This is a genomic window from Microbacterium sorbitolivorans, assembly GCF_003327285.1.
GTDB lineage: Bacteria > Actinomycetota > Actinomycetes > Actinomycetales > Microbacteriaceae > Microbacterium > Microbacterium sorbitolivorans.
In genome coordinates this window covers 54,308-81,133 of sequence record NZ_KZ848478.1, presented here as the reverse complement: position 1 = coordinate 81,133, position 26,826 = coordinate 54,308, and the positions used below count along the sequence as shown (strand labels likewise).

The 26,826-nt window shown below is 67.8% G+C and carries 24 protein-coding genes; 6 read left to right on the top strand and 18 right to left on the bottom strand.

Annotation, left to right across the window (positions count from 1 at the left end; translation table 11 throughout):
• Positions 1-510: 510 nt before the first annotated feature.
• From DTO57_RS14095 to DTO57_RS14080, 4 genes are read right to left on the bottom strand one after another with little or no spacing between them, the layout of a single operon-like run.
• Entirely contained in the window at positions 511-1,752 is a 1,242-nt protein-coding gene (locus tag DTO57_RS14095; protein WP_229730661.1) for a glycoside hydrolase family 32 protein, read from the bottom strand.
• Positions 1,753-1,781: 29 nt separating this feature from the next.
• On the bottom strand, positions 1,782-2,615 hold the full coding sequence (locus tag DTO57_RS14090) for a carbohydrate ABC transporter permease (RefSeq protein WP_187346637.1): 834 nt from the start codon (positions 2,613-2,615) through the stop codon (positions 1,782-1,784).
• Positions 2,616-2,623: 8 nt separating this feature from the next.
• Positions 2,624-3,577: a carbohydrate ABC transporter permease gene (locus tag DTO57_RS14085; RefSeq protein ID WP_114118901.1), complete on the bottom strand. Its 954-nt coding sequence runs from the start codon at positions 3,575-3,577 to the stop codon at positions 2,624-2,626.
• Positions 3,574-4,959, bottom strand: a complete 1,386-nt coding sequence (locus DTO57_RS14080; protein WP_114118900.1) for an ABC transporter substrate-binding protein — start codon at positions 4,957-4,959, stop codon at positions 3,574-3,576. The genes DTO57_RS14085 and DTO57_RS14080 overlap by 4 nt, the downstream gene beginning before the upstream one ends.
• A 150-nt stretch (positions 4,960-5,109) precedes the next feature.
• Here DTO57_RS14080 and DTO57_RS14075 point away from each other — a divergent pair, with 150 nt between their 5' ends.
• Entirely contained in the window at positions 5,110-6,135 is a 1,026-nt protein-coding gene (locus DTO57_RS14075) for a LacI family DNA-binding transcriptional regulator (protein WP_114118898.1), read from the top strand.
• Positions 6,136-6,178: 43 nt separating this feature from the next.
• Here DTO57_RS14075 and DTO57_RS14070 read toward each other — a convergent pair whose 3' ends face one another.
• From DTO57_RS14070 to DTO57_RS14055, 4 genes are read right to left on the bottom strand one after another with little or no spacing between them, the layout of a single operon-like run.
• Positions 6,179-7,825, bottom strand: coding sequence for a glycoside hydrolase family 13 protein (locus DTO57_RS14070; protein ID WP_114118896.1), 1,647 nt, complete (start codon positions 7,823-7,825; stop codon positions 6,179-6,181).
• Between the two features lie 37 nt (positions 7,826-7,862).
• The gene (locus tag DTO57_RS14065) at positions 7,863-8,774 is read right to left on the bottom strand and encodes a carbohydrate ABC transporter permease (protein ID WP_187346636.1); all 912 of its coding nucleotides are present in this window, start codon (positions 8,772-8,774) and stop codon (positions 7,863-7,865) included.
• Positions 8,774-9,700 carry a carbohydrate ABC transporter permease gene (locus DTO57_RS14060; RefSeq protein WP_114118894.1) on the bottom strand — a complete coding sequence of 309 codons (927 nt, stop codon included), beginning with the start codon at positions 9,698-9,700 and terminating at the stop codon, positions 8,774-8,776. Before DTO57_RS14060 ends, DTO57_RS14065 begins: the two co-directional genes overlap by 1 nt.
• Positions 9,697-10,974 (bottom strand): ABC transporter substrate-binding protein, encoded by a 1,278-nt coding sequence (locus DTO57_RS14055; protein ID WP_114118892.1) that lies wholly within the window; start codon positions 10,972-10,974, stop codon positions 9,697-9,699. The genes DTO57_RS14060 and DTO57_RS14055 overlap by 4 nt, the downstream gene beginning before the upstream one ends.
• A 34-nt stretch (positions 10,975-11,008) precedes the next feature.
• Here DTO57_RS14055 and DTO57_RS14050 point away from each other — a divergent pair.
• Together DTO57_RS14050 and DTO57_RS14045 are read left to right on the top strand one after the other, a co-directional pair.
• A protein-coding gene (locus DTO57_RS14050) for an IS5 family transposase (RefSeq protein ID WP_114118890.1) occupies positions 11,009-11,894 on the top strand; the annotation gives its coding sequence in 2 pieces (ribosomal slippage) (positions 11,009-11,359 and positions 11,361-11,894; 885 coding nt in all).
• A gap of 173 nt (positions 11,895-12,067) precedes the next feature.
• Positions 12,068-13,270, top strand: a complete 1,203-nt coding sequence (locus tag DTO57_RS14045) for an ROK family protein (RefSeq protein ID WP_114118889.1) — start codon at positions 12,068-12,070, stop codon at positions 13,268-13,270.
• A gap of 173 nt (positions 13,271-13,443) precedes the next feature.
• Here DTO57_RS14045 and DTO57_RS14040 read toward each other — a convergent pair whose 3' ends face one another.
• Entirely contained in the window at positions 13,444-14,178 is a 735-nt protein-coding gene (locus tag DTO57_RS14040; protein ID WP_114118887.1) for a ThuA domain-containing protein, read from the bottom strand.
• The gene (locus tag DTO57_RS14035) at positions 14,175-15,215 is read right to left on the bottom strand and encodes a Gfo/Idh/MocA family protein (protein ID WP_114118886.1); all 1,041 of its coding nucleotides are present in this window, start codon (positions 15,213-15,215) and stop codon (positions 14,175-14,177) included. Before DTO57_RS14035 ends, DTO57_RS14040 begins: the two co-directional genes overlap by 4 nt.
• Positions 15,216-15,415: 200 nt before the next feature.
• On the opposite strand from DTO57_RS14035, the gene DTO57_RS14030 reads away from it, so the two are divergent.
• Positions 15,416-16,144, top strand: coding sequence for a YitT family protein (locus tag DTO57_RS14030; RefSeq protein ID WP_229730663.1), 729 nt, complete (start codon positions 15,416-15,418; stop codon positions 16,142-16,144).
• On the opposite strand, the gene DTO57_RS14025 is transcribed toward DTO57_RS14030, so the two are convergent.
• Positions 16,065-16,850, bottom strand: a complete 786-nt coding sequence (locus DTO57_RS14025; protein WP_114118884.1) for a helix-turn-helix transcriptional regulator — start codon at positions 16,848-16,850, stop codon at positions 16,065-16,067. The two genes, DTO57_RS14030 and DTO57_RS14025, sit on opposite strands and share 80 nt — an antisense overlap.
• An 83-nt stretch (positions 16,851-16,933) precedes the next feature.
• On the opposite strand from DTO57_RS14025, the gene ilvD reads away from it, so the two are divergent.
• Positions 16,934-18,787, top strand: a complete 1,854-nt coding sequence (ilvD, locus tag DTO57_RS14020; protein ID WP_114118883.1) for a dihydroxy-acid dehydratase — start codon at positions 16,934-16,936, stop codon at positions 18,785-18,787.
• Positions 18,788-18,857: 70 nt separating this feature from the next.
• Here the strand turns inward: ilvD and DTO57_RS14015 are convergent, their stop codons facing one another.
• Both DTO57_RS14015 and DTO57_RS14010 read right to left on the bottom strand, forming a co-directional pair.
• Entirely contained in the window at positions 18,858-20,093 is a 1,236-nt protein-coding gene (locus DTO57_RS14015) for a serine hydrolase domain-containing protein (RefSeq protein ID WP_114118882.1), read from the bottom strand.
• Positions 20,094-20,121: 28 nt separating this feature from the next.
• A complete protein-coding gene (locus tag DTO57_RS14010) occupies positions 20,122-21,516 on the bottom strand; it encodes an ATP-dependent DNA helicase (RefSeq protein ID WP_114118880.1) in 1,395 nt (464 codons plus the stop codon).
• 65 nt (positions 21,517-21,581) lie between these two features.
• Here DTO57_RS14010 and DTO57_RS14005 point away from each other — a divergent pair, with 65 nt between their 5' ends.
• A complete protein-coding gene (locus tag DTO57_RS14005; RefSeq protein ID WP_114118878.1) occupies positions 21,582-22,652 on the top strand; it encodes a hypothetical protein in 1,071 nt (356 codons plus the stop codon).
• Between the two features lie 130 nt (positions 22,653-22,782).
• Here DTO57_RS14005 and DTO57_RS14000 read toward each other — a convergent pair whose 3' ends face one another.
• From DTO57_RS14000 to rpmB, 5 genes are all read right to left on the bottom strand, one after another.
• A complete protein-coding gene (locus tag DTO57_RS14000; protein ID WP_114118876.1) occupies positions 22,783-24,750 on the bottom strand; it encodes a bifunctional copper resistance protein CopD/cytochrome c oxidase assembly protein in 1,968 nt (655 codons plus the stop codon).
• Between the two features lie 802 nt (positions 24,751-25,552).
• Positions 25,553-25,840 carry an HU family DNA-binding protein gene (locus DTO57_RS13995; protein WP_114118874.1) on the bottom strand — a complete coding sequence of 96 codons (288 nt, stop codon included), beginning with the start codon at positions 25,838-25,840 and terminating at the stop codon, positions 25,553-25,555.
• A 245-nt stretch (positions 25,841-26,085) separates the two neighbouring features.
• Positions 26,086-26,391: a 30S ribosomal protein S14 gene (gene rpsN / locus DTO57_RS13990; RefSeq protein WP_114118873.1), complete on the bottom strand. Its 306-nt coding sequence runs from the start codon at positions 26,389-26,391 to the stop codon at positions 26,086-26,088.
• A 2-nt stretch (positions 26,392-26,393) separates the two neighbouring features.
• Positions 26,394-26,564, bottom strand: coding sequence for a 50S ribosomal protein L33 (gene rpmG, locus DTO57_RS13985; RefSeq protein WP_029153448.1), 171 nt, complete (start codon positions 26,562-26,564; stop codon positions 26,394-26,396).
• On the bottom strand, positions 26,564-26,800 hold the full coding sequence (rpmB, locus tag DTO57_RS13980) for a 50S ribosomal protein L28 (protein WP_110589931.1): 237 nt from the start codon (positions 26,798-26,800) through the stop codon (positions 26,564-26,566). The genes rpmG and rpmB overlap by 1 nt, the downstream gene beginning before the upstream one ends.
• Positions 26,801-26,826 lie beyond the last annotated feature (26 nt).

Below are 26,826 nucleotides of genomic sequence, written 5' to 3'. Positions count from 1 at the left end.
AAAGAAAAAATGCACACCCACACGGGAAAACGTGTGAGCTGCGAGTTTGAAACTGACCAAAAGTAATGTCAACTGACATCAAATTGATCCAAAGGAATCTCTCAAAACTAGGGTTACCCCTAGCCCGAGGACATATTGGCATTTGACAAGTGCACGCTGTTGAGTTCTCAAGGATCAGACGCACCCGGCCCTCACCAATCAAGGCGAGCCCTCCGGGGCAACTTCACTGTGCCGCTTTAGACGATTTCTCGTTTCGGCGACAAGAGATAAACTTACCGGCTCATTCTGAATGAAACCTGAAGAGAATCTCTTCCGAATCACCGCCTTCTATTAAGAAGAGCTATGTTTCGTGTCGCTGTCTTGGGATGGGAGCCTGTCGGCTCAACCTCACCGCTTGGCGGCGACAAGGGATTACATTACGCGGATCCCGGGGCCCCAGCAAACGGAGCCCACACCGGGCGTGTCGCGATCGCGGCCCCGCACCGAGGGTGTAGGGCCGCGATCGACCGGCTACGCGAGCGCCAGCACGTATGCCTCGACGCGCACGCCGTCGACGGGCGAGACCGAATACGCTGCGTCCCCCACCGGGTAGGCGCGCTCGGTGTAGGTGGCTCCGCCCGTCAGGTGCACCTCGACGATCGAGCCGTCGATGAGGATCCGCGCCTCGCCGTCGATCTCCCCCTCCCAGACGACGTCGCCGCCGAGGCGCAGGGCCGCGGCACCGGATCCGGCGAGGACGACCTCCGCCTGGTCCGGCAGCGAGGCCGGGTCGGCGGATCCGGCGCGGAGCGCCTCGAGCTCGCGTGCGGGGGCGAGCTCGATCTCGTCGCCGTGCACGCGCAGCTCCCTGGGGAAGGTGAGCAGGCCCGACCAGCCGGCCGCGTCGCTCTCCTCCTGCGGGCGGGTCTCCTGAGCCCAGCCCCACACCAGCACGCGCTCGGGGTCTTCGGCCTGCACCGCCTGGGGCGCGTAGAAGCTCGATCCCAGGTCGACGGATCCGGCCGCTCGGCCCGAGAACACTGGCAGGCCGGCCTCGCCGATCTCGAGCGAGCCGACGACGTATCCGACGCGGGGGCGGCTTCCGAACCCGCCCCCGTTGTCCCAGATCGAGACCATGAGGATCCAGTCGTCGCCGACGCGCACGAGCTGAGGGCACTCCCACCCGTCGCACGAGGGGAGGCCCTCGACGTCGCTCTCGGTCAGGAAGACGCCGTGCTCCTCCCACGCGTCGATGTCGTCGGCGCCGTAGAGCAGTAGCGCCGGCTCCTCGCCCGACAGGCTCGCGCCCTGGAGCGCCCAGCGGAGGCCGCCAACCTCGAAGAGGAAGGGATCGCGCACCATCGTGACGCGCGGATCCGACGGAAGCCCCGCGGCGACGTGCCCCGTCTGCTCCCAGCCGAGGGCGTCGGCGGATCCGCGTTCGACGACGACCGTCGAGAACCCGTCGTGCCCGACGATGCCCGAGTAGATGACCGTCGGGGCGCCGTCGACCACGGCGCCGACGCCGCTGAAGCAGCCGGCCGCATCCGGGCCGCCCGCCTGGGGGCGGAGCGCGATGGGGTGCTCGTCCCAGCGCACGAGGTCGGTCGAGCTGACGTGGCCCCACGTGATGTTCGCGTGGCGGGCCGAGTCGGGGTTGTACTGGAAGAACAGGTGCCAGCGGCCGTCGACCTGCTGGATGCCGTTCGGGTCGTTCACCCATCCCTGTGCGGGGCGCGGGTGCAGGGCCGGGAAGCTGCGGTCGGTAATCATGATTGCAGCGGATCCTTTCGTGGAGGAGGTCATTTGCCGATTCCGGCGGCGAGGCCCTCGCGCAGCGGCTTCTGCCCGAAGACGAAGACGAGCACGGCGGGGATCATCGAGAGCACGACACCCGCGAGCACCGTCGCGACGGATCCGGTGCCGAGGTTGCCCTGGAGCGTGACGAGGCCGAGCGGCAGCGTGAAGTTCTGCTCGCTGATCGTGAGGATCAGCGGCCGGAAGAACTCGTTCCAGTGGAAGTTGAACGCGAGGATGCCGACGATCGCGAGGCTCGGCCCCGCGAGCGGCAGGTAGACGCTGAAGAACACGCGCCACGGCCCGGCGCCGTCGATCTCGGCGGCCTCGGCCAGCTCATCCGGAAGCCCCATGAAGTACTGGCGCATGAGGAAGGTTCCGAACGCCGTCGGGATCATCGGGACGATGAGCGCGAGAAGCGTGTCGGCGAGCCCCATGCCGCGGATGAGCATGAAGACCGGCACGATCGTCACCTGCATCGGCACCATCATGGTGGCGAGGATCAGGGCGAAGATCCACTTCTTGCCGCGGAACTCGAAGCGCGCGAAGACGTATCCGGCCATGGCCGACGAGAGCATCTGTGCGGCCGCGATCAGCAGCGTCACGAGGGCGCTGTTCCACGTGTAGAGCCAGACGGGGATCTGGGTGAAGACATCGGCGAAGGCCGCGAAGCCCAACGAGCGCTGCTGCGTGTCGATATCGGTCGGGGTGAGGGCCGTGTAGAGGGTCCAGACGACGGGCGCGATCGTGAAGAACGCGGCGATGCCGAGGACGGTGAACTTTCCGACGGCCGCGAGGCGCAGCCGGGGCGTGCGGGGTTCCGCTGTGGTGATGGACATCGTCGACCTCATCCGTAGAACACGAAGCGCTTGCTGAGCTGGAACTGCACGAGCGTCACCAGGATGATGAGCACCGTCAGCACGATCCCGATCGCCGACGCGAGGCCGAACTCGAGATTCTGGAAGGCCGATTCGTAGATCACCATGACGGCCGTGCGCGTGGAGTCGCCGGGGCCGCCGCGCGTGAGCACGAACGGCTGGTCGAAGATCTGCAGCGCGTTGATGATCGCCATGACCGACGCCACGAGGGTCGTCGGACTGACGAGCGGCAGCGTGATCATGCGGAACTGGCGCCACCCGGTCGCGCCGTCGAGCGACGACGCCTCGTACACCTCGCGCGGAATCGCGGAGACGCCGCCGAGGAAGATCAGGAAGGTGAAGCCGAAGTTCTGCCATACGTAGACGAGCAGCACGACGATCTTGGCGCCGAAGCCGGTCGTCAGCCAGCCGATCTTCGAGACGCCGATCCAGCCGAGCATCTCGTTGACGAGGCCGAACTCCTGGTTGAACAGGTAGGCCATGATCAGCGACACCGAGGCCGCCGACAGCACGAGCGGGAAGAACAGCGCCGAGCGGAAGACGGTGCGTAGCCAGTTCGGCATCGCCGACTGCACCAGCACGGCGAGGAACAGCGCGACGGCGAGCTGCAGGCACACCGCGACGATCACGAAGCCGATCGTGTTGAGGAACGAGATCCGCACCGTCGGATCCATCGCCAGCTCGGCGAAGTTATCGAGCCCCACGAACTCGGGGGCCTCGATGACGTCCCAGCGGAAGAAGGCGAGGAGCAGGGATCCGAGGATCGGCACGAAGTTGAACAGGCCGAGCCCGATCAGGGTCGGCGCGAGAAACACCCAGATGAGCAGGCGGCTGCTGCGGCGCGAGCGCCGGGCGTGCGCGGCCGGATCCGTGCCCTTCGGCAGGACGACGACGCGGGTGCTGTTGGGCGCGGTGGCACTCATGAGTTTCCCTTCAACGCCAGTTCGAGGTCGCGCTGCATCGTCTCGAGCCCGCGGCGCACACCGTTCGGCCCGTTCGTGATGGCGGCGGTGACGTTCTTGATGAGGGCCGACTCGACGGCCGCCTGCTGCGGCGGGGCCGGCATCGGCGCGGTGTCGGGGAACTTCTCGAGGGTGTCGTAGAAGACGTTCCAGTGCTTCGGGCCGACGCCCGCCCCGTACAGCTCGGTGTTGAGCGAGCGGCGCGGCAGCGACGAGTCGGGCTTCGTGTGTGCCAGCGACATGCCCTCGACGCTGATGCAGTACTTGAGCCACTCCCAGGCCTCGTCCTTGCGCTCCGAGGTGCGCATGATGGCGTTGCCGCCGGCGCCGAACTGGTGGCGCTGGCCGCGCATCTTCGGGAAGTAGGTCACGTCGTACTCGTCGTTCGCGAAGCCCGCATCGGCGAGCCCCTGAACCCAGAACCCGCCCGCGGGGGTCATTCCGACGGATCCGCGGGAGAAGAGCGAGACGAGCTCGTTGCCGCCGCCCTGCGCAGGGTTCGCGGCGATGCCCTCCTCCACCATCTGCTGCAGCAGCTCGAAGCTCTCGACAGCGCGGTCGTTCAGCACGTCGGCGTTTTGCCAGAGGAAGCCGCCGCTGCGGGTCGGCTGTCCCGGGTAGAACTTGTTCCACAGCCAGTCGCCGCCGGTCGACTTCTCCTCCGTGAGGAAGCTCGTGTCGTTGATGTACAGCCACGGCACGACGCCGCCCCAGAGGCGGTTGTTCCAGAAGTACGAGAGGAAGTTGCCCTCCGACTTGTCGCGCATCGTGCGGCCGATGCGGAGGAAGTCGTCGACCGTCCAGTTATCGGCCGGCCGCTCGATGCCCGCGCGCTCGAACGCCGAGGTGTTGTAGTACACGTTTGCGGCGTTGAAGTTGTCAGGCAGCTGGAAGAGGCTGCCCTGGTACATGAACGACTCGATGAGCGACGGGTGCACGTCGGAGAAGTACTCCTGCAGCTCGGCCGCGTCGCGCGTCACAAACTCGTCGATCGGGTACGCCAGGCGCTCGGCGAAGAGCTGCGTGCCTTCGGTCGCGACCGAGACGACGTCCGGCGGGTTGCCGGCCGCGACCATCGTGAGGATTTTCGCGAAGAAGTTGCTCCAGTCCTGCCCCTGGATCGCGACGATGCGCACCTTGATGTCGGGATGGATCCGCTGGAAACCCTCGACGAGCGAGCGGCGCGCGTCGGCGTCCTGCTGCGTTCCGAAGAGCGCGACGGTGAGGGCGTCGTCGCGACGGCCGGGGATGTCGGATCCCGTCAGCCGCGGCCACGAGAGCGCCGTGCCGACGGCGCCGATGCCCAGGAGGGCGAGCGCCGCCCTCCGGCTCAGTTCAACCACGATGTTGCTCCGATTCGTTGCCTCGGCCGGGCCCCTGTGCCCGACCGCCAAAAGTGCTGAACGGATTCAGCAATGGCAAAGTAGCATGAAATCGACGAGGATGGGAAGAGCGCTGAACCAATTCAGCACCGGACCGGATCGAGGGGGATCATGTCGCCACAAGCTGGCCGCCGCACCACGCTGGCAGATGTTGCCGAGCGCGCGGGCGTCTCGAAGGCCGCCGTCAGCATGATCCTCAACAACCGCCCGGGCTCCCGCCTCTCGGCCGACGCCTTCGAGCGCGTGCGCCGCGCCGCCGCCGAGCTCAACTACCGCCCAAACCCCGCTGCCCTCGCACTGCGGCGCGGGCGCACCCGCGCCATCGGGTTCATCTCGGACCGGGTCACGCTGACGCGCGAGGCCTCCGACCTGCTCGGCGGCGCGCTCGGAGTAGCCAAGGCGCACGACCACACCGTGCTGATTTCCGAGACGAACGGCGAGGAGGGCGCGCTCGCCGAGGCGTTCGAGACGATGATCGACCACCGCGTCGACGGCATCCTCATCGGCCTGTTGGGCGCGCGCATGATCGACCTGCCCGAGACCGACATCAAGGTTCCCGTGGTGATCGTGAATGGGCGTTCATCCGCCGATCACCCGAGCGTTCTGCCCGACGAGCACGCCGCGGGCTATGCCGTCGCGCGGCGCCTGATCGAGGCCGGCCACCGCCGCATCGGCATGATCGGCGACCTGCCCGACGACGTCCTGACGAACCCGCGACGCAGCGCGACGATCGGCCTGCGCTTCGCCGGCATCGCCGAGGCCTTCGCCGAGGCGGGCCTCGCGCCCGAGCGCGTCGAGATCGAAGATTGGAACCCGCAGTTCGGCTACGACGCGGCGCGGCGCATGCTCGACCGGCGCCCGGATCTCACCGCGATCCTCGCCGCGAACGACGCGGTCGCCTTCGGAACCGCGCAGGTGCTCTCCGAGCGCGGGCTCCGGATCCCCGACGACGTCTCGCTCATCTCGTTCGACGACGAGGTGCTCGCGAGCTACATGCGCCCCGGCCTCACAACGGCGCGGCTGCCCTACCCCGAGATCGGCGCGATCGGCGCCGAGATGGTACTGGGCGCGCGCGAGCTCTGCCACGAGCTCGTGCCCATGCCACTCATCGAGCGCGAGTCGATCCGGCGCCTGTAAAGCGAAAAGGTCCCTCCCCGCTCGGGGAGGGACCTATTTCCGGTCAGGCCTCAGGCGCGATCCACACCGTGGTCTCGCCGGGCAGGCGGCCGCCGGGCGCCGAGCCGAGCACGATCCGGTCCGCGCCGGATCCGAGATCGAACGGATCCCTGCCGAAGTTCGCCACGACCTCCCACCCGTTCGGCCGACGGAAGCGCAGCACGTCGTCGCGGCCGGTCTCGATCCACTCGAGGGTCTCACCCGTCTGCAACTCGCGGCGCAGCCCGAGCGCGCGACGGTAGAGAGAGAGCGTCGACGACGGATCCGCCGCCTCGACCTCGACCGCCGAGCTCGCGAACCACGCGGGCTGCGGCAGGTGGGCGCCGCCCGCGCCGAAGCCGAACGATTCACCCTCGGCTGTCCACGGCAGCGGCACGCGGCAGCCGTCGCGGCCGAGGCCGTCGACCTCGCCGCCCCGGAAGAACGCCGGATCCTGACGCTCATCGTCGGCGATCTCGGCGACCTCATGCAGGCCGAGCTCCTCACCCTGGTACAGGTAGGTACTGCCGGGGAGGCCGAGGAGGAGCATCGTCGCAGCGTGCGCGCGGCGGAGGCCCGTCTCGCGGTCGAGCTGGTCGGCGGGGCCGCCCGCGCGCACCCACTCCACGCCCTGTTTCTCGGCCCGGCCGTTCAGCGGGGCGAGGCCGTAGCGCGTCGCGTGGCGGGTGACGTCGTGGTTCGAGAGCACCCAGGTCGTCGAGGATCCGGTTGCCTGCGCCTGCGCGAGGTTGTCGGCGATGATGCGGCGGAACGAGACCGCGTCGAAGTCGGCCTCGAGCAGGTCGAAGTTGAAGGCCTGGCCGAGGCTCGTCGCCGAGGCATACTTCGCGCGGCGCTCCGGCGTGGTCACCCACGCCTCTGCGACGGCGGTGCGGGGCGGGTCGTACGAGTTGAAGACCTTGCGCCATTCGGCGTAGACCTCGTGCACGTCGTCGCGGTCAAGCAGCGGATGCGCGCCGTCTTGGGGCATCGCGTCGAGCTCGGCGCGGCTCGGCAGCGGCTCCGAGAGGTCCTTCGTCAGCATGTGCGCGACGTCGATGCGGAAGCCGTCGACCCCGCGGTCCGACCAGAAACGCAGCGTCGTCAGGAAGTCGGCGCGCACCTCGGGGTTCGACCAGTTGAGGTCGGGCTGCTCGACCGCGAAGTTATGGAAGTACCACTGCCCGTCGGCGACCCGCTCCCACGCGGATCCGCCGAAGACCGATACCCAGTCGGTCGGGGGCAGGGATCCGTCAGGGCCGGTGCCCTCGCGGAAGATGTAGCGGTCGCGGGCGGCGGATCCACGCCCCGCGGCGAGCGCCTCCTGGAACCACTCGTGCTGATCCGAGGTGTGGTTCGGCACGATGTCGACGACGACACGGATCCCGTGGGTATGAAGCGCGTCGACCATGCGGTCGAAGTCGTCGAGCGTGCCGAGCCGCGGATCCACATTGCGGTAGTCGGCGACGTCGTATCCGCCGTCGGCGAGCGCCGACGGATAGAACGGGCTCAGCCAGACGGCGTCGATGCCGAGCTCGGCGAGGTACTCGGTGCGCGAGACGATGCCCGGGATGTCACCGACGCCATCGCCGTTCGCATCGGCGAAGCTGCGGGGGTAGATCTGGTAAACAGCGGCCTGGCGCCACCACTCGCCCGTGTTGTGGTCTGTCATAAATTCAGAGGCTCCTTACGAGAGTAGATTCGGTGTGTCAGCCCTTGACGGCGCCCTGGGTGACGCCCGCGATCACCCAGCGCTGGGTGAACAGGTAGGCGACAATCGCGGGGGCCATCGCCATGAGGTACGACGCGAACGAGACGTTGTAGTTGTTGCTGAACTGGTTCTGGAACAGGTTCTGCCGGACCGGGAGGGTCTGCAACGTCGGATCCGAGATGATGAGCGACGGCATCATGAAGTCGTTCCACGCGTAGAGGAAGGCGAAGATGCCGACGGTGGCGCTCATCGGGGCAAGGAGCGGGAAGATAATCCGCCAGAAGGTCTGCCACGTCGACGCACCATCGATGCGGGCGCTTTCTTCGAGCTCGAGCGGGATCGACCGCAGGAACGCCGTGAAGAGCAGAACGCTGAAGCTCAGCTGGAACATCGTGGCGAGGATGATCACGCCGCCGGGGTTATCGAGGTGCAGGCGGCCGGTCAGCTGGATCTGCGGCAGCGCGACGACGGGGAACGGCACGAACATGGCCGCGAGCAGGTAGAAGAACGACCAACGGAACACGCGGCGGTCCCAGTTGCGCACGATCGCGTACGACGAGAAGGCGGCGAGCAGGATCGTCGCAATGACGGTGCCGGCCGTCACGAGAAGCGAGATGAGTGCGGCGACGGGGAAGTCCGTGAGCCGCCACGCCTCCACGAAGCCCTCGATGCTGAACGGCTGGGGCCACGCGAAGGCCTTGCCGTCAACGGCCTGGTTCGTCGACTTGAACGCCATCGACACCGTGACATACAGCGGCACGAGCACCGTCAGAGTGCACGCGATCAGAATGATCGTCGTGGTCCAGTTGACCCGCTCCATGCGGATCCGCGGCGCGCGCTTTCCGGGGCGCGTCGTCGTGAGCGCGCGGGTGGCGTTCACGTCTTCGTGAGGCATCGCCTGGGTACTCATCAGAACGTGTTCCTTCCGCGGGTCAGCGAGAGCTGGAGGAGCGAGATGATCACGGCGACGATGAAGAAGATCGTCGCGTTCGCCATCTGGTAGGAGTAGTCGCCGCCGTTAAAGCCCGCGATGATCGTCATCGCGACGCTTCGCGTCGCCGTGCCGGGACCGCCGTTGGTGAGGCCGACGATGATGTCGTAGGCGTTCAGGAAGTTCTTGAAGCCGAGGATCATGTTGATCACGACGTAGCCCGCGACGAGCGGCAAGGTGATGCGGGTGAGCTGCTGGAAGCGATTCGCTCCGTCGATGTCGGCGGCCTCGTACACGTCACCGGGAACCGAGAGGAGCCCGGCGATGTAGATCAGCAGGGTGCCGGGGATCGCTTGCCAGGCCGTCACGGCGACGATCGCGACCCAAGCGAGATCCGGGTTCGACAGCAGGCTGTCCTTCAGCCACCCGATCCCGAACGCGTTACCGACCGCGGGAACGGAGTTCGAGAAGAGGAAGTTGAAGACGTACGCGATGATGATGCCCGAGATGACCATCGGGATCACGAAGATCGTGCGCAGCGCCGTGCGGAAGCGGATCCGCGCCGTGAGGCCCACCGCGAGAAGGAACGCGACGACGTTCACGACGATGACCGTCGCGATCGAGAAACCGAAGGTGAACAGGTAGCTCTGCAGGATCGCGGGGTCGCTCATCATCGCGATGTAGTTCGTGAGCCCGTTGAAGCTCCACGTGCCGATGCCGATCGAGTCGGTGAAGCTGAACACGATGCCGGTGATTGCCGGAACCGTGATCGCGAGCGTGAACAGGATCAGCGTCGGGATGAGGAAGACATAGTAGATCGGCTCGACGCGCCGCTTGGCCACCCGGCCGAGCACGCGGTGACGCGGGCCCTTGCCGGGGGTGACGATCGTTTCGGTCGTGCTCATTCTGCGGACTCCTTCGTCTCGTCGGCTGAGCTGGGGGCCGGGGCGCGGAACGCGAGCCGCGCCCAGTCGGCGTCCATGGTGCGGAGCGTGGTCTTCGGATCCCCGCCGAGGGCGATGCCCTGCGCGTAGTTCATCACGGGGATCGTCTTCGGCACGAGCACGCTCGGGCCCTGGTACGTCTTGCCGGCCTCGTAGTATTCGATCATTCCCTCGAGGCGCGGGTCGTCGGGGTTCGGGGCGCCGTCGAGCGGCACGAAGCCGAGCTGCGAGGCGTTGTAGGCCTCGATGTTCTCGGGCTGGTAGAGGTACTCGAGGAAGTCGCGCGCGGCCTCCTGGTGCTTCGAGCCCTCGGGAATGATGGCGGCCAGGTCGACGTTGATGCGCACCTTCAGGTCGTCGGGGTCGTTCGTCATCGGCAGCGGGAAGGTGCCGAGGTCGAGATCCGGGTCGGTCTTCGCGATCTCGCTGAACGCCCACGGGCCCTGCAGGTACATCGCGCCCTCGCCGAGCGCGAACGCGCGGTTGCCGTCGTTGTAGGCGCGGTTCGAGGCGTCGGCGTTCGTGTAGGTGTCGATGAGCGTCGTCATGCGCTCGAGCGGCTCCGCGAAGTCCTTCTCGAACGAGACCTCCGAGTCGGGGCCGACCTCGGTACCCTCGGCGGCGAGCGTGTCGAAGAACTGCAGCACGTCGACGGATCCGCCGATCGAGTAGTCGTACCAGCCCTGGCCGACCGTCCAGTCGTCCTTGAGCGTCGCGTAAAACGGCGTGACGCCGGCGGCCTGGAGCTTGTCGGCGGCCGCGATCAGCTCGTCCCACGTCGTCGGCACCTCGACGCCATTCTCGGCGAACATCGTCTTGTTGTAGATGACCGACTCGGCCATGATCGAGTACGGCAGGGCGCTCTGGCGTCCCTCGCAGGTGCCGTACTGATCCATCATCGGCTGCAGGTCATCGCGCACGCCCGCGGCCGCCTCGGTGTCGGACAAATCGGTGAGGGCGCACCGCTGCACGAAGCGCGCCGTCTCGTAGTTGTAGTTCGCGAGCATGATGTCGGGCGGATTGCCGCGCACGAAGCTCGCCGAGACGACGTCGACGCCCGAGGTGTCGAGCTCGACGACCACGTCGTCTTGCGACGCGTTGTACTCGTTCACCATGTCGGTCATGAGGTCGATCGCCTCACGCTTGCTGAAGGTGAAGCGGATGTGCTCGGGGCCATCGCTCGAGCACGCGGCAAGCCCCGTGCCCACGACCGCGAGGCCTAGGGCGTGTCTCATAAAGGTTGAGTGGTCTGGCTGAAACTCTGAAGGGGTGTCGCGTTTCCAGCTCCTCTCGGATGATCAGTGGGCGTTGATCGCGCCGTTCCTCCCGTCCCGGACGGGCCGCCAGGGTCGCCCGTTCTCGGACGCGCGGATGATCGTGGAGGGCATCATCTATCGGTATCGGTGCGGGATCGCGTGGCGCGATCTGCCGCGGGAGTTCGGCCCCTGGCAGACGGTGTGGCGATGGCATCGCAACCTCGCCGGCGACGGCACCTGGGACCGGATCCATCAGAGACTGCTCGCTGCGGCAGACCAGGACGGGAAGATCGGCTGGACGGTATCGGTGGACTCCACGATTGCTCGTGCGCATCAGCACGCGACCAACCTCACGCGCCTCACAGGGGGCTGGATCGAATTACACGAATCCGGCCGTCGAGCCGCCTGATCACGCGATCGGACGCTCCCGCGGCGGACTGTCGACGAAGATCCACCAGCTCGTCGACGACCACGGCCTCCCCCTGGTGATCGCGGTCGCACCCGGCCAGTCTGGCGACGCGCCCGCGTTGCTGCCACTGTTGTCCAGGCTTCGGGTCGCGCGGCAGGTCGGGCGTCCGCGCACGCGCCCGGACGCGGTCCGTGGCGACAAGGCGTATTCCTCACGAGCGATCCGCAGTCACTTGCGCGACCGCGGCATCCGCGCCGTGATCCCGCAACCGCGCGACCAGCAGGCGCACCGGAAACGACGCGGGTCGCGCGGAGGGCGACCGCCTGGATTCGACGCGGTCGACTACAAGGGACGTAACGTCGTGGAGCGGCGCTTCTGCGACGTCAAGCAATGGCGGGGGCTGGCGACTCGCTACGACAAGCTCGCGGTTGTCTTCCGCGCCGCGGTGGTGCTCAACGCGGTGATCGCCTGGAGCCAACGATGTTTATGAGACACGCCCTAGCGCTGCCGCGGCGATTCGCGTGATGCGCGCCCTCTTCATTCGAACCATCTTTCAGACACCATCGTCCTTCCGGCGGGTACATCCGACCGAGTAAATTTACTGATCGAATCTATTGGTTATGAGGCTACTATTGCATCAATCTCGAGAAGGAGTCAAGCCCCATGGCAGATATCTCCCCGGATCTCGGAACGGGCCGCGCCAGCGTCGGCGCGGCCCTCGATTTCGCGTGGACGGCGACCGAGTTCACCGCGACCGACATGATGGCGCACACCGGTGTGACGCGGTCGACCGCGATCGACGCGATCGACACCCTCGTCGAGGCCCGCGTGCTCGACGAGCTCCCGAACGCCCGCGCCGCCGGTAGCTATCGCGCGGGTCGCCCCGCGCGCCGTTTCGCGCTCGCGGAAGACCTCGGCGTCATCGTCGGCATCGACGCCGGCCACGCCCACCTCGCCGTCGAGGTTGCCGACCTCGCGCTCACGAGCCTCGCGCTGCGCCGCGCGGATCTGGATCCGGTCGCTTCGCCGACTAACCGCCTCGCGACCATCCTCCAGACCCTGCAGCTCGCCCTCGACGACGCGGGCACGCCCCGCGAAAAAGTCCTCGCGATCTGCGCTGGCGTCGCGGCGCCCGTCGACCGCGACGGCGTCTCGCCGCCCCACCGCGAGGGTTTCTGGGAGCGCACGAACCCAGGCCTCATCGCGGCCCTGCGCGACTGGGCGCCCGCCGCCGACGTCAAGAACGACGCCACCATGGCGGCGATCGCCGAGGGCGCGGACGGGGCCGCCACCGGATCCAGCGACTACGTAGCCCTCCTCGCGGGAGAACGCTTCGGCGGCGGCGTCGTCGTCGACGGCCACGTGCTGCACGGCGCGCACGGCGGCGTCGGCGAGAGCATCGTCTTCGACCGCGTCGTCGGCGTCACCTCGACCGGCGGGCTGCGTTCGGCGCTCGAGCGCGGCGCCCGCGCGCTCGTCGACGACGGATCCGTCGCGCCGAGCAGCCCGCTCGCGGGCGGATCCGCCAACGCGCGCGAGATCCTGCGGCTCGCCGCCGACGGGGATCCGGACGCGCTCCGCGTCGCCGACGGCGTCGGCGAGATGCTCGCCCGCATCATCGGCGTGCTCGGGAGCATGTACGACCCCGAGCGCGTGGTCGTCTGCGGGTCGTTCGCCGACGCGATCGAGCCCGTGCTCGAGGCGACGCGGCGCTACGTTCCCGACGAGCTACACCTGCCGGCGCCCCAGGTCGTCGCGTCGCCCCTCGGGGCCGAGGCCGTCACGCACGGGGCCCTCGCGACGGCGCGGCTCGCGGCGCGCGAGGTCTCGGTCCCGCTGCTGGCGGCGAGGCGACTGGCGGCGTAGCGGCATTCCAGCTTCAAGTGGGACATGGTCTGGATCGTGTCCCACTTTGTGCGGGAATAGGGGTGCCATTCCGGCCACAAGTGGGACACGGCCCGAAGCATGTCCCACTTTGTGCGGGAATGAGGGCGCCATTCCCACCACAACTGGGACATGCCCCGGGGGCGGTCGCGGTGTTACTGCTCGAACCAGCCGGTGGCGTGGTAGTCGGCCGTCAGCGGCAGGTTGTCCGCCACCGGTGCCGCCCAGCGCACGCCGTTCGCGAGCACCCGGCGAATCTCGGGCTGGTGGTAGACGGGGAACTCCTGGTCGCCGGGCGAGAAGTAGAACACCCGCCCGTTGCCGCGACGATAGGTGACGCCGGAGCGGAACACCTCGCCGCCCGCGAAGTTCGAGATGAACACGAGCTCGTCGGGCTCGGGGATATCGAAGAACTCGCCATACATCTCCTGCTCCGGGATCACGATCGGGCTCGGCACGCCGGCCGCGATCGGGTGCCGCGGATCCACGGTCCAGACGAGCTCGCGCTCGCCGTCGCCGCGCCACTTCAACGAGCACGTCGTGCCCATAAGTCGCGTGAAGATCTTCGAGTAGTGACCGGAGTGCAGCACGATGAGGCCCATGCCCTCGTGCACGCGGCGGTAGACGCGGTCGACGACCTCGTCGGCGACCTCGTCGTGACCGATGTGACCCCACCAGAGCAGCACGTCGGTGTGATCGAGCACCTCCTGCGTGAGGCCGTGCTCGGGTTCCTGCAGCGTCGCCGTGTTCACGACGGCCTCGTCGCCGAGCAGGCCGCGGAGGCCCTCGGCGATCGCGCCGTGGATCCCCTCGGGGTAGAGCTCGTTGACGTGCGCGTCGCCGCGCGACTCGTGCTTGTTCTCGTTCCAGACGAGCACTCGGAGGGTCACGGGATCTTCACCGCCTCGACCTTGCCCGAGGCGGCCGAACGCGCGGCGGCCTCCATGAGGGCGAGGCTGCCGAGGTTGTCGCGGCCCGTGCTCTCTGGCGCGGGGCCGCCGGCGGCCGACGCCGCGAAGGCGCGAAGGCCCGCGGCACGCTCGACGAGGTCCATGTCTTCGAGGTCGACGCTCTCGGCGTCGTCCTCGCCCGCGCGCAGGATCGAGACGCTATCACCGTCGACGTTGTTCGGGCCGTCGGCGCGGCTGGTGAACTGCAGCTCGCCCTCCTCGCCGTCGATGCGCCACTCTCCCGCCCAGGCGGTGGGCTTGCCGCGGCTCAGCCAGCTGCCGCGGTAACTCACGAGAACGCCCGACTCGAGCTCGATGATGAAGACTGCCGACGCCTCCTCGTCGTACTTGCTGAACGACGGATCCGACGTCTTCGCGAAGACCGACACGGCCTCCTGGCCCGTGATCATGCGCAGCATGTCGAAGTGGTGGATCGCCATGTCGTTGATCATGGGGTGCGGGAACGCGTAGTGCGGGTGTTCGGCCTTCGGCAGGTCGTTGTCCCATCGGCGGAAGTCGACGCTGATCGCCGAGACCTCGCCGATCGCCTTCTGCGCGAGTAGCGAGCGCACGGCGCGCGGGGCCGGGAAGAAGCGGTAGTTCTGGCTGACCTGCAGCACGAGGCCGAGATCCTCGGCGCGCTGCGTCGCCACGAGCGCCTCCTCGACCGCGTTGGCGAAGGGCTTCTCGACGAGCACGTGCAGCCCGCGATCGAGCGCCTCGAGCGCGAGCGGAACGTGCGTGACGGCGGGCGAGGTGATGACGACGGCGTCGGCCTCGACGGCGTCGAGCGCCTCGGTCAGCGACGCGTAGCCGATGCTCGCCGGGAAGCCGACGTCCTCTCCGACGGCGAGGCGCGTGGGCTCGTGGGGGTCTACCGCCGCGACCAGTTCGACCTCGGCGACTGCGGGAATGACGGTGCGGGCCCAGTTGCCGCCCCAGCCGCCCAGCCCGACGTGGATGATGCGAAGTGCCATATTGATTTCCTCATCGAATTTAATGGTTGAGATCATTCAATCAGAGCCGCGCCCGACGCGCAATCGATTCGACCGATGGATCCGCGGAGAAAGTGGCGCGGGTGCATCATGCTATTCAGAGGTGCCATCGATCGCGCATATTGATCAGCCTCACGAAGCCGAGTTGCGCATACCGATCTCCGCATCGCAAGATCGATGACGTGGCCACCGACATCCCCGTTCCCCATCCCGCCCCTCAGCACTCCGTACTCGACGACGTGCTCGGGATCCTCTGCGGCACCATCGTGGTCTCGATCGGCCTATTCCTGCTGCGCGCCGGCGGGGTCGTCACGGGCGGCACGGCGGGCCTCACCCTGCTGCTCGACTACACGACGCCGATCCCCTTCGGCGTGTGGTTCGTCGTGATCAACCTGCCGTTCTTCGCGCTCGCGATCCGCGGCAAGGGCTGGGGTTTCGTCTTGCGCAGCGCCCTCGCGATCGGGCTCGTCTCGGCGTTCGCGTCGTTCCACGCCCTGCCTGGCATCGGCACGATCGGCGACATCGAACTCAACCCCTTCTACGCGGCGGTCACCGGATCCGTCGTCGCGTCGGTGGGCGTCATTGTGCTCTTCCGGCACGGCGCCAGCATGGGTGGGTTCAACATCGTCGGCCTCATCCTGCAGGACAAGCTGGGCTGGCGTGCCGGTTACACGATGATGGTCGGCGACGCGTGCGTCGTCCTGGCATCGCTCGCGATCTCGACGTGGCAGGTACTGCTCGCCTCGGCCCTCGGCGTCGTCACGATGAACCTCATCATCGCGCTCAACCACCGCCCCGGCCGCTACGTCGCCGTCACGGCAGGGCGCCGCGCTACGGCATCGGTACGTACATCACGACGTGCAGATCCGTCGCGTCCGACGGCACGAGCCGGTGGTGCTCGAACTCGATAAGCCCCTCGTCGCGGTGGCGGAACACGCGCCGGCGCGACGAGAAGCGCGAGATGCCAAGCTCAGACCAGTGCGAGTCGAAGTCGGGGTTCGATGCGCGCAACCGCTCAACGACGGCGCTGTGGCGCGGGCCCGCGAGCCGCACGCCGGCCTCGGCGCGGAACTCCGCGAGGAAGCGGCGCGAGTCTTGCTCCCAATCGGGCAGCATCTCGCGCAGCTGCGGATCCGTATAAACGAGATACAGCAGGTTGCGGTCGGCCGGCTCCAGCGAGGAGATCCGCGGGTATAGCCATTCGTATGCCGCATTCCACCCCACAATCGCCCACTCGGTCGTCACGACGAACGACGGAAACTCGAGCGCATCGACCAACCGCTGCAGGTGAGCCGGCACGCTCTCGCGCAGCTCCACCGGATCCGCACCCCGCTCGGCGAGGCCCGCGACGTACGCGGCCTCGTCGTCGCTCAGCCGCAGCACCCGGGTGACCGCGTTCAGCACCTGGCGCGACACGTTGATGTCGCGGCCCTGCTCGAGCCAGGTGTACCAGGAGGCGCTCACGCCCGCGAGCGTCGCGACGTCCTCGCGGCTGAGGCCCGCGTCGCCGCGCCGCGCGTGGCGCGGCAGGCCGAGCTCGGCGCGCGAGGCGGAACGCCGGCGCGCGGCCAGGAAGTCGCCGAGCTCCTGACGGCGGGGCGTGCGCGGCTGGATCATGCGTCGATAGTACCCGCACTACTCGTACCAACCCCATCGCCCAGAGTGCATTTCTCACGCGAGAAGAGAGGCACAATAGCATCATGCCCAGTTATCGCTCACGCACAGTCACCCACGGACGCAACATGGCCGGCGCGCGCGCGCTGATGCGCGCATCCGGCGTCGACGGCATGTCGATCGGCCGCAAGCCCATCATCGCCGTCTCGAACTCGTTCACCGAGTTCGTACCGGGCCACACGCACCTCGCGCCCGTGGGCCGCATCGTCTCCGAGGCGATCGAGAAGGCGGGCGGCATCGCCCGTGAGTTCAACACGATCGCCGTCGACGACGGCATCGCGATGGGCCACGACGGCATGCTCTATTCGCTGCCCTCGCGCGACATCATCGCCGACTCCGTCGAGTACATGGTCAACGCGCACTGCGCCGACGCGCTTATCTGCATCTCGAACTGCGACAAGATCACCCCCGGCATGCTGCTGGCGGCCCTCCGCCTCAACATCCCGACGGTCTTCGTCTCCGGCGGCCCCATGGAGGCCGGCCGCGCGACCCTCGTCGACGGCACCGTCCGCTCGCTCGACCTCGTCGACGCGATCAGCGAGGCCGTCAACGAGAACGTCTCCGACGCCGACATCCAGCGCATCGAAGAGTCGGCCTGCCCGACCTGCGGTTCGTGCTCGGGCATGTTCACCGCCAACTCGATGAACTGCCTCACCGAGGCCATCGGCCTCTCGCTGCCGGGTAACGGATCCGTGCTCGCGACCCACACCGCCCGCCGCGCGCTGTACGAGAACGCCGGCAAGCTGATCGTCGACATCACGAAGCGCCACTACGAGGAGGACGACTACTCGGTCCTCCCCCGCGAGATCGCGACGCCGAAGGCGTTCGAGAACGCGATGGCCCTCGACATCGCGATGGGCGGATCCACGAACACGATCCTGCACCTGCTCGCCGCCGCCCACGAGGCGGGCGTCGACTTCGGCCTTAACGAGATCGACGCGGTCTCGCGCCGCGTTCCCTGCCTCGCGAAGGTCGCGCCGAACGTCGCGAACGGCCGCACCTATTACATGGAGGACGTGCACCGTGCCGGTGGCATCCCCGCACTGCTGGGCGAGCTGCGCCGCGGCGGCATGCTGCACGACGACGTCCACACCGTGCACTCGACCAATCTCGGCGACTGGCTCGATGAGTGGGATATCCGCGGAGGCAAGGCCTCGGCCGAGTCTGAAGACCTATGGCACGCTGCCCCCGGCGGTAGGCGTTCGTCGACCGCGTTCTCTCAGTCTGAGCGGTGGGCCACGCTCGACACCGATGCCGAGACAGGTTGCATTCGCGACATCGCCCACGCCTACTCGAAGGACGGCGGCCTCGGCGTGCTGCGCGGCAACATCGCCGTCGACGGCGCGGTCGTCAAGACCGCCGGCGTCGACGAGTCGATCTGGACCTTCTCGGGCCCCGCTATCGTCTGCGAGTCGCAGGACGAGGCGGTGCAGCGCATCCTCAACAAGGAGGTCAAGGAGGGCGACGTCGTCGTCATCCGCTACGAGGGCCCCAAGGGCGGCCCCGGCATGCAGGAGATGCTCTACCCGACCTCGTTCCTCAAGGGACGCGGACTCGGCAAGGCCTGCGCCCTCATCACCGATGGCCGCTTCTCCGGCGGCACCTCGGGCCTCTCGATCGGTCACGTCTCGCCCGAGGCAGCGGCCGGCGGCGTCATCGCGCTCGTCGAGGAAGGCGACATCATCTCGATCGACATCCCGACCCGCAAGCTGCAACTCGAGGTGTCCGACGAGGAGCTGATCCGCCGCCGCGAGGCGCTCGAGAACTCCGGCGGCTACCGCCCCAAGGAGGCGCGCCCCCGCAAGGTGACCGCCGCGCTCCGCGCCTACGCGCACTTCGCGCAGTCGGCCGACAAGGGAGCGGCGCGCCTGGTGCCGTAATACGCCTCAGGTCGCGCAAAAGGTCCTTCCCCACCCCGGGGAAGGACCTTTTGCGCGACGGGAACCGGGTTTAGGAGACCGGGCAGACCGCCGCTTCCGTGACGGCGTCGTGGGCCTGCTCGATCGTCCACGGCAGCGCCGCGTCCTCGGGCTTGCGGCTGCCGTCGGCGGTCATCGCGATGGCCGCGAGCTCGCGGGCGAGCGCGCCCACGACGTTGCCGCCGGAGGCCGAGTTGTTGAGCGTCACCGCAACGGTCACGCCCGTGTTGATGTCGCTGTAGGTCGCCGTGCTGTAGCCGAGGATCGAGCCCTCCTGGCCCACCATGGTGCCGTAGAAGCGGTCGCCGCCGGCGACGCGGATCCACTGGTCGCCATCGGCGTCGACCGGCATCGAATCGGCCCAGCGCGCGGGCGGATCCTCGAGGTCGCCGATCTGGCGCGCGAGCTTCGCGGTGTAGGTACCGAGGTCGTCGATCGTCGAGACGATGCCGCTATCGGCGTATCCCATCGACGACGAGATCTTCGTGTACTCGGCCGGCGGCTCCTCGCAGCCCGCCTGGCGCGCCGACGACGACGTGTAGAAGCCGGGCAGCGCGTTGGATCCGGGGGTCGCGGCCTTCGAGGCCGGCAGGACCGTGTGCTTCAGGTTCTCCGGGTCCGTGAGGTACGTCTGGATCAGCTCGGCGAGCGGCGTGTGCGTTGCGTTCTCGAGGGCGTAGCCCAGCAGGAAGTACGACGTATCGGAGTTGTTCCAGGATCCGGTGCTCGTGCGCCCCGAGCCGAGGCCCGACGAGACGAACTCGCGCGGCGTCCACTCGCGCGCCGTGTTCGGCAGGATCTGGTTCCAGTTCAGGTCACCAGACGAACGCAGGCCCGCCTCCGAGTCGCAGAGGCTGCCGAGGGTGACGTCGTCGAGCTGCGGAACGCTCGGCACATAGTCGGTGATCGGGTCGTCGATGCGCACGGATCCGCCGTCCATGGCGTAGAGCACGTCGCACGTCATCGAGCGCGTGACCGTGCCCGCGCGGAAGGTCATGTCAGTGTCGGGCTCGTCGCCGCTACCCGGCTCGGTCTCGCCGACGCCCGACTTCCACTCGCCGGCCCACGGCACCCACACTCCGACGATCGCGCCGGGTGCGCCAGCGGCCTCGAGCGCGTGCTCCGTCGCGGAAACGAACTGGTCGACGAGAGCCGACGGCAGCGGATCCGCGATTTCTTCGGGCGAGGGCGTCGAACCGCCCGTGCAGCCAGTCAGAGCGAGCGTTGCCACGAGCGTCGTGGCGGCGAAGCCGAGGATGCGGCGCATGGATCTCCCTAGGTCAGACCCCACGAGTCTAAGCGCCCGCCCCCGGGATCGCGCTGAGATCAGGCCGCATCTGGTCGCCCTGCGACTCCCACGCGCCCTTCATGAAGCGGCGCACGTCCTCGTCGACCTTGATGTCACGGGGGCGCAGCGGGCGCGACAGGTAGAGGCCGTCGAGCGAGCGCAGTCGCGAGAGCGCGACGTACGTCTGGCCGGGCGCGAAGGCGCCGGCGCCGAGGTCGACGATCGCGCGATCGTAGGTCTTGCCCTGCGACTTGTGGATCGTGACGGCCCACGCCAGCCGCAGCGGGAACTGCGTGAACTCGGCCGCGACCTCGCGCGAGAGCTTCTTCTGGAACGGGTCGTAGGCGTAGCGGTACTTCTCCCACACGACCGGCTCGACGTCGTACTCCTCGCCGTCGACGTCGACGCGCACGCTATCGGGCAGGATCTTCGTAACCTTGCCGATCGTGCCGTTGACCCAGCGCGGAGGCTCGCCGCCCGCAGAGGCGTCGTTGCGCAGGAACATGACCTGCGCGCCGACCTTCAGCTTGAGGTTCTCGTCGGCGGGGTACGTGTCGCCGCGGCCGAAGTCGCCGCTCACGTCGGCGACCGCGGTCTGCTCCTTGCCGGGCAGCGCATCGAGGTGCTTCGCATTGATCTGGTTGACGCGGTCGTTGCGGGTCGCGAGGGTGATGATCGGGTCGACCGGATCCTCCGGCGGCGTCCGCGCGCCGGCCGCGTTGAGCTTGCCGGCGATATCGGCCGTCACGCGGCCGTATCGCACGGCGTTCAGCATCGTCTTGAACGCGTCGTCGTCCTGCCGATGGATCTGCGTCAGCTCGCGGATGTTCAGGTGCGCGCCGTGGCGGCCCATGTCGAGCAGGCCGTCATCGGCGCTCTCGCCCGCCCACACGCGCGCGTCGAAGAACCAGAACGAGCGGTAGTGATCGTTGACGTAACGCAGCTCGTCGCCGCGCGGCGGCACGGGGGCCAGCTGGTACGGATCCCCGAACATCACGACCTGCACGCCGCCGAACGGCTCGCGGCGGCGGGCGCGCGCCTGGCGCAGCGAGCGGTCGATGCCGTCCATAAGGTCGGCGCCCACCATCGAGATCTCGTCGATCACGAGGGTGTCGATCGCGTTCAGGATCTTGCGCGTCGCGTCGTTCTGCTCAATATCACTATCGGCGATGAGGCCGATCGGTAGGCGGAACAACGAGTGGATCGTCTGGCCCTCGACGTTCAGCGCCGCGACGCCCGTCGGGGCACAGATCGCGATCTGCTTCTTCGTGTTCCACGTGAGGTGCCGCAGCAGCGTCGACTTGCCGGTGCCCGCGCGCCCCGTCACGAAGACGTGCTCGTTGGTGTCTTCGATGAGCCGAAACAGCGCCTCCTGTTCGGAGGAGAGGACGGGTTCGGGCATTCCTTCAGTGTAACGACTTAGCTCTGACCGCCACCGTCACAGGTTCGCATTCCTAGACTGAGTTCATGACCTCCGGATCCGCGCCCCGCGCTACCGCGCGCGGATCCATGATCCGCTGGATCCTCACGATCGCGTTCTGCGTCGCCGCGATCGCTGCGATCGTCTTCGGATCCGCGTGGCTCTACCGAACCTTCTGGGGCCCCGGCGCGTTCGTCGAGCGCTACATCGAGCGGCTCGCCGTCGGCGACGCCGCGGGCGCCCTGGAGATGCCGGGCGTCGCGCCCGAATACTCCGACCTCGACGCCATCCACCGCGGCCAGGCGTCCGAGGTCCTGCTGCGGTCGGCGACGCTCACGAGCGAGATCGACGACGTGAAGATCGTCGACGAGAAGTCCGGCGACGACGGATCCTTCGCCGTCGAGCTCTCGTACACGCTCGACGGATCCGCCGCGCAGATGACCTTCCGCGTCGAGCGCGACGGCTTCGACGGCCTCGTGCCCTCGTGGCGCTTCGAGGTGCCGCCGCTGTCGGTCGTCGACCTCACGGTGCGCGGATCCTGGCGCTTCAGCGTCAACGGCTTCGAGATGGACAAGCGCCAGATCTCGCCCGACGGCACCGACGCGGATCCGCTCGCGCCTGTCTCGATGCTCGCCTTCACGCCCGGCAACTACGCCGTCGCCGTCGACACCGCCGCGACGACCGCGTCGCCCACGACCGTCGCCTCGGCGAGCCCGCTCGGCATCGTGCCGCTCGACGTGCAGACCGTGCCGACCGACGAGCTCGTCGACGTCGTGCAGAAGAGCGTCAACGACTTCCTCGACGGCACCTGCACGACGCAACCCGTGCTGCACCCGAGCGGTTGCCCCTTCGGCGCGCCCAACGACGTGAGCGACCTCGGCATCGCGCAGAACGACGTCGCGTGGGAGATCGTCGACTACCCCATGACGCGCCTCGTGCCCGACGGCGACAGCTGGCAGGTCGCCCCCGCCAACGGCAAGGCGCGCCTGACCCTCACCGTCTACGACTACTTCACCGGCGCTCTCGTCAACGTCGAGCGCGACGTGTACTTCACGATGGTCGCCGACGTCGACGTCCGCGAGGACGGCGACGTGCACATCACGATTGACGCGGTGTAGCTCGCGTCGCCGCGTCGCCGCGTCGCCGCGTCGCGCGAAAGAACAAGATTTCCCCGAACGGATACGTTATTTCGTAGGCGTTCGGGGAAATCTTGTTCTTTCGGCGGGCTGGGCGCGCCGGGGCGCCCCGCTAGAGCTGGGCGTCGCGCTCGGCGAGCTTGCGGAGGCGCTCGTTGTACGCCTCGAGCTCGGCGTCGCCCGTGCGGTCGGCGTGGCGGTCGCGGCGCTTCTGGATCTTCTCGTCGCTGCGGCTCCACTGGATCGCCACTGTCACGGCGGCGATCAGCGTCGGGATCTCGCCGATCGACCAGGCGATACCGCCGCCGACGTACTGATCATCGAGCGGCGTCGCACCCCACGTGCGCCCCATGGCGCCGAACCACTCGGCGACGAACAGGCCCTGGCTCGTCATGATCGCGATGCCGAAGAACGCGTGCATCGCCATCGTGATGATGAGCAGCACGAGGCGGCCGGCGTGCGGGAGCCGGTACGGCACGGGGTCGATGCCCACGAGCGTCAGCGTGAACAGGTACCCCGTGATGAGGAAGTGGGCGACCATCCACTCGTGGCCGAGGTGGTTGTAGAGGCTCCACCGGAACAGCCCGGTGAAGTAGAACAGCCACAGGGATCCGATAAACAGCCCCGCGGCGACGAACGGGTGTGTGAGGACCTTCGCGAGCGGGTTGTGGACGATCCAGAGGATCCATTCGCGGCCGCCGCGCGTGCCGTCGGTGCGCGCGCGAATCGCACGCGCCGCGAGCGTCACGGGCGCACCCGCGACGAGCAGGAGCGGGATTGCCATCGCCAGCAGCATGTGCAGCAGCATGTGCATGCTGAAGAGGTAGTGGCCGTAGGCGTTGAGCGGGCCCGAGGTGACCCAGATGAGCAGCAGGAGGCCGAGCATCCAGAGCACGGTGCGGTGGATCGGCCACGTGTCGCCGCGGCGCCTGAGGCGCCACGCGCCGGCGGCGTAGAAGAAGATGCCGAGGACACCGAGGGTGAGCCAGACCGGGTCGATCTCCCACTCGGTGAGCCAACGGAGGGGCGTGAGCTCGGGCGGCAGGCGCTGCTCGCTCAGGAACTCGGCCGGGGTCACGGCGATCGCGTCGACGTCACCCGTCGGCGGCGCCGTGCGGGCGAGCGCCGCGGCGGCGCCCGACGCGATGCCCATGAACACGAACTCGAGCGCGACGACGGCCCAGAACATCGCGTTCTTCGCGGCCGACTTCGCGATGAGTCCGCGGCGATACCAGGCGCCGAGTGCGCCCATCGCGACCAACATCACGACCTTCACCAACAGGATCAGGCCGTACGGATCCGTGACCACCTCGCCCAGCGAGTGGAACGACGGCACCGAGCGCAACAGGCCCGAGAGCGCCACGACGACGAACGCGACGATCGCGATCGACGAATAGCGCTCGAGCACGGTGCGCATGCGGTCCGGATCCAGGACCGGGCGCACGACGACGAGCGCGACGAGGCCGCCCAGCCACAGCGCCGATCCGACGATGTGCACCGAGATGGCGAGGACGGCGAGGTGGTGATCCTCGAGGCCGCCGGAGTGGCTCTGCGTCGCCATCGGGATGAGGCTCACGCCCGCGAGCGCCGCCGTGATCGCGACGGTCAGCCAGCCGCGCACCGCGAAGGCTGCGACCGACACGATGCCACCCAGGATCGTCTGCAGCGCCCAGGCCTGGCCCACCTCCGTCTCGGTGAGGAAGCGGCCGAACTGCTCGCCGAACTCGTTTCCGAGCGACAGCTGCGGGTTGAACGTCGAGAGCAGGGTGAGGAAGGTCACGGATCCGCTCGCGACCGTGAAGATCGCGGCCGAGATCGACGCGGCGTCGAGCGCGGATCCGAACGCCTTCTCCTTCGGCGCGAGCGCGAAGATCGCGAGCACGAGGGATCCGAACATCACCGAACCCGAGATGTTCACGATCATCTTCGTCGACGGGAGCGCCCACCGGACGAGCGCGCCCGGATCCTGCAAGGCCTGCGCGTTCGCGCCGCCGCCGACCACAAGGGTCCCGACGAGTGCGACCGCTGCGGCGACCAGAAGGATGAGGGGCCCACCGGCCCGCAGCGCGCGCGAGTTCACGCTCCCACCCTATTCCGCCGCGCTGAGCGGCTCGTGAGGGCTGGTGCTTGGCCGCGAGGCTGGCCCGCCCGCGAGGCTGGGCCCGCCCGCGAGGCTGGGCCCGCCCGCGAGATCGCACTCTTTTCGCGAGGTCTCACTGAATTCGATGCGACCTCGCGGGGTGGGTGACCCGGCGGGGCCGGGCCGGGGCTGTGCGGGACGGATCCGGGATCCGGGTCCCGGGCCCCGGGCCCCGGGCCCCGTGACCAGGGCCTCGGCGGCACGAGAATCGGAAGAATCACGAGAATCGGAGGGATTCAGGCAGGATCCCCGAGATCCGTGATTTCTCCGAGATTTGTGTGGGGCCCCGGCCGCACCGCGCGGGCCAGGGCGGGGCCAGGATCGGGGTCCGGGCACCATAATCGCAAGAGTCACGAGAATCGGAGGGATTCGGGCAGGATCCCCGAGACTCATGATTTCTCCGAGATCCGGGCGCGGCATGACCAGATCCGGGACCACGCGGAGGCGCGCAGCGCGGATCCGGGGCCCGGGCCCCGGCGCACCAAAATCGGAGGAATCACGAGAATCGGAAGGATTCGCCCCAGGGACCCGAGACTCGTGATTTCTCCGAGATTCGTGCGGCGTCGACAAAAGAGTGAGACCTGACGAAAAGAGTGAGACCTCACGAAAAGAGTGAGACCTCACGAAAAGAGTGAGACCTCACGAAAAGGGTGAGATCTCGCGGAGGGCGGGGCCCGCCCCGGCAACAAAGCAAAAGGCGAGCCCCACGCGGGGGCTCGCCTTGAGCGACGTCGTCGTCGAATTACTTGACGGCAGCCTTGAGCTTCGAGCCGGCGGTCACCTTGACGCGGTGACCAGCGGGGATCTCGATGACCTCTTCGGTGCGGGGGTTGCGGCCCGTGCGGGCAGCGGTGGCGACCTTCTCGAAGGCGATCCAACCGGGGATCGAGACCTTCGAGCCCTTGGCAACAGCCTCGGAGACGGTCGTGAAGAGCGAGTCGAGCACACCCGAGACGGTGGCCTGGCTCTGGCCCGTGGCGCTGGCGATGCTTGCGACGAGCTCGGTCTTGGTGATGTTCTTGTCGGCCATGGTTTCCTCCATCGACGCGGAGCGCCGTGACGAATCGTGGGACCGAGAGCGCCCGCCCCCGGCTCGGTCATGCGACCGAGCACAAAACTAACGCGTTCCCCCTTGAAACGGCGTATTTCCGCGGTTTTTCGGCGGATCGGGTCGGCGTGTCGCCAAAAACCGGGCCCAAGAGCGAAAACAAGAGCCAAAAAGCGAGCGGGCGGGACCCTCGAAAGAGGATCCCGCCCGCTCGGCGAAAGTGGTGCTTACCAGCTCGACTTGGTGATGCCGGGCAGCTCGCCACGGTGAGCCATGTCACGGAAGCGGACACGCGAGATGCCGTACTTCGTGAGGACACCGCGGGGGCGACCATCGATGACGTCGCGCGAGCGCACGCGCACCGGCGAAGCGTTGCGGGGCAGCTTCTGCAGGCCGATGCGGGCAGCTTCGCGCTGCTCGTCGGTCGCGTTCGGGTCAACGAGGGTCTTCTTCAGCTCGAGACGCTTCTCGGCGTAACGGGCGACGACAACCTTGCGCTGCTCGTTGCGCGCAATCTTGCTCTTCTTAGCCATGCTTAGCGCTCCTCGCGGAAGTCAACGTGCTTGCGGACGACCGGGTCGTACTTCTTGAGCACAAGGCGGTCAGGGTTGTTGCGACGGTTCTTCTTGGTCACGTACGTGAAACCGGTGCCCGCCGTCGAACGGAGCTTGATGATCGGACGAACGTCCTGCGACTTCTTCGCCATTAGAGCTTCACACCCTTCGCGATCAGGTCCTTGACGACCGACTCAATGCCGCGAGCGTCGATAACCTTGATGCCCTTTGCCGAAACATTCAGCGTGATCTTACGACCCAGCGAGGGGACGAAGTAGGTCTTCTTCTGCACGTTCGGGTCGAACCGGCGCTTCGTGCGACGGTGCGAGTGCGAGACGTTGTGACCGAAACCGGGGGTGGTTCCCGTCACCTGGCACACAGCAGCCATAGTTCACTCTCCTTCAATACCGTGAC